This window comes from Nodularia sp. UHCC 0506, from assembly GCF_034931045.1.
Taxonomy (GTDB): domain Bacteria; phylum Cyanobacteriota; class Cyanobacteriia; order Cyanobacteriales; family Nostocaceae; genus Nodularia.
The window spans coordinates 1-2,854 of sequence record NZ_JAYGHH010000015.1; the positions used below are offsets into that span (position 1 = coordinate 1).

Annotated in this window: 1 protein-coding gene and 1 pseudogene; both read left to right on the forward strand. The window is 42.2% G+C overall.

Translation table 11 applies throughout. The features are described from left to right. Positions 1 to 82: 82 nt before the first annotated feature. A pseudogene (locus VB654_RS11230) lies at positions 83 to 1,090 on the forward strand (response regulator); the annotation flags it as partial. Positions 1,091 to 1,299: 209 nt separating this feature from the next. Further along, positions 1,300 to 2,685: a bifunctional UDP-N-acetylglucosamine diphosphorylase/glucosamine-1-phosphate N-acetyltransferase GlmU gene (gene glmU / locus VB654_RS11235; protein ID WP_323213822.1), complete on the forward strand. Its 1,386-nt coding sequence runs from the start codon at positions 1,300 to 1,302 to the stop codon at positions 2,683 to 2,685. Positions 2,686 to 2,854 lie beyond the last annotated feature (169 nt).

A 2,854-nucleotide genomic window follows, 5' to 3' on the forward strand; every position in this document is an offset into this window, starting at 1 on the left:
TTCTGATTGAATGAAAACTGATATTAAATATGGTTACAGTAGATCAATTCCTGTAATTCCACAATCCAAAAATTCTACAGTAGTGAATAGTTTTGATTCAGAATTCCCGACAATTTTAATAGTTGACGATCATACTGCCAGTAGGATGACTGCCGTTGCTCTCTTATCGATGGAGGGGTACAAAGTTATTGAGGCCGATAGTGGTGGTCGTGCTTTAGCATTGGTAAAACAAAAACAACCAGATTTAATTTTGCTGGATGTGATGATGCCGGGAATAGATGGGTTTGAAGTTTGTCAGCACCTCAAGCAAGATGAACATACTAGACTCATACCAATAATTTTTATTACAGCTTTAAACGACAGGCGATCGCGCATCCAAGGCATTGAAGTAGGCGCTGATGACTTTCTGAGCAAACCTTTTGACCGTGTAGAACTAACAGCGCGTGTGAAATCTTTGGTGCGGCAAAAGCGTTTAAATGAAGACTTAGACCATCCTGAGAAAGTATTATTTTCCGTTGCTAGGGCTATTGAAAGCCGTGATCCTAATACGGGCGATCACTGTGAACGGTTAGTCACACTAGGGCAGGCTTTTGGTGAATACCTCAACCTCTCACGCTATCAAATTCGAGATTTAATGTGGGGTGGTTATCTTCACGATATCGGCAAAGTGGGTATTCCCGATGCAGTACTACTGAAAGAAGGCACACTCAGCCCCGAAGATTGGGTGACTATGAAGCAACACGTTTTAATTGGGGAAAAAATTTGCCTACCCCTACGTAGTATGCAAGGTGTAATTCCCATTATTCGTCATCATCATGAGCGCTGGGATGGGTCAGGCTACCCAGATGGACTCAAAGAGGATGATATTCCCTACCTAGCACAAGTATTTCAGCTAATTGATATTTATGATGCTTTAACTAGCGAAAGACCTTATAAAAAAGCATTTACGTTAGAAGAAGCAATATATGTCATCCAACGAGAAACTGATTCAGGTTGGCGCAATCCCAAACTAGTACAGCAGTTTATAGATTTTATTTGCTTGAGGTCAAAAGAAGCAGGGAGCAAGGAAGAAGACTCAGACGGAGCTTGAGTTTGGACTTTGCCCCAGTTCAAGCGCCCTAAAAGGGTGGGGCTTTGTACCGCTTTGCTCCCCTCTGTCTCTTCGAGAGAGAGTCTGCTGCCGATGTTCCACAACTGGAAGATTTTGGTGTTGGCTAAATTAACTGGTATGATTTGAGCCTAAATATGTAAGAAGATCAAGGAAGAAAACGTACTTTACTGATAGCTGATAGCTAAATTATGGTAGTTGTAGCAATTCTAGCGGCAGGACGCGGCACCAGGATGAAATCACACCTACCCAAGATATTACATTCTTTGGGTGGGCGATCGCTTGTTGAGAGAGTTCTTGACAGTGTAGAACCGCTTTCACCTTCTCGGCGGATAGTAATTGTGGGATACCAGTCCCAAGAAGTCAAAGCAGCCATACAGTACCCTAACTTGGAGTTTGTCGAACAAACTCAACAGCTGGGTACAGGTCATGCTATCCAACAATTATTACCCCATCTTGAGGGTTACAATGGGGATTTACTGGTGCTAAATGGCGATATACCGTTATTACGCACTCAAACCCTGGAACAGCTATTACAAACTCACCAAAAAAATGGCAACGCCGCCACCATCCTCACCTCACACCTAACTGAACCCAAGGGCTATGGGCGCGTTTTTTGTAATAGTGAAAATATTGTGCAGCAAATGGTGGAAGATAAAGATTGTAATGCTGCTCAAAAACAAAATACTCGAATTAACGCTGGAGTTTACTGTTTTCATTGGCAGGATTTAGCTAAAGTTTTACCCCACTTACAGGCAAATAATGCCCAGAAGGAATATTACCTCACTGATGCTGTCACCCAAGTCGGCAAAGTCATGGCTGTGGATGTGGAAGATTACCAAGAAATTCTGGGGATAAATGATCGCCTACAATTAGCCACTGCTGACGAGATTATCCAAAGAAGAGTCAAGGAAAAATGGATGATGGCTGGTGTGACTCTCATCGATCCTCACAGCATTACCATTGATGAGACAGTAGAATTACAGCCAGATGTGATTATTCAACCTCAAACCCACCTACGGGGAAATACCACCATTCAAACCGGGAGTTGCATTGGCCCTGGGAGTTTAATTGAAAATAGCCAATTGGGTGAAAATGTGACTGTGCAGTATTCTGTAGTCACAGATAGTATCGTACAGACAGGTAGCAAAATTGGCCCTTATGCTCATTTACGTGGTCATGCAGTAGTCGGTGCTAATTGCCGTGTGGGTAACTTTGTGGAATTGAAAAATACTCAGTTAGGCGATCGCACTAACGCCGCACATTTATCATATTTAGGTGACACCACTACAGGTACTAAAGTTAACATTGGAGCAGGTACTATTACTGCCAATTACGACGGCGTGAAAAAACATCCTACCCACATAGGCGATCGCACTAAAACCGGTTCTAATAGTGTGTTAGTAGCACCAGTAACTCTAGGCGATAACGTTTATGTAGCCGCAGGTTCAACGGTGACAGCAGATGTCCCCGATAATTCTTTAGTAATTGCCCGTAGTCGTCAAGTAGTTAAACAAGATTGGGAGCAGAAAAAATTGGACAGTGACACCACTAAAATAGACCCTGAAAAAAAGTAAAGCCAAAATTTTGAATTCAATATGGAAGAACTACTAGAACTGAGAGAACTTCTAGAACAAGGTAAAATTCCAGAGGCTTTGTTATTAGTGGATGAGTTAGAAGAAATGAGCCTCAGCGACAAAATCAATAAAATTGATAGTTATGGCGTAATTCTACTCATCCATTTAA

What these genes read in the sequence shown, in the direction of transcription:
- glmU (WP_323213822.1), top strand. Translation starts at nt 1,300, where the DNA reads ATGGTAGTTGTAGCAATTCTAGCGGCAGGACGCGGCACCAGGATGAAA.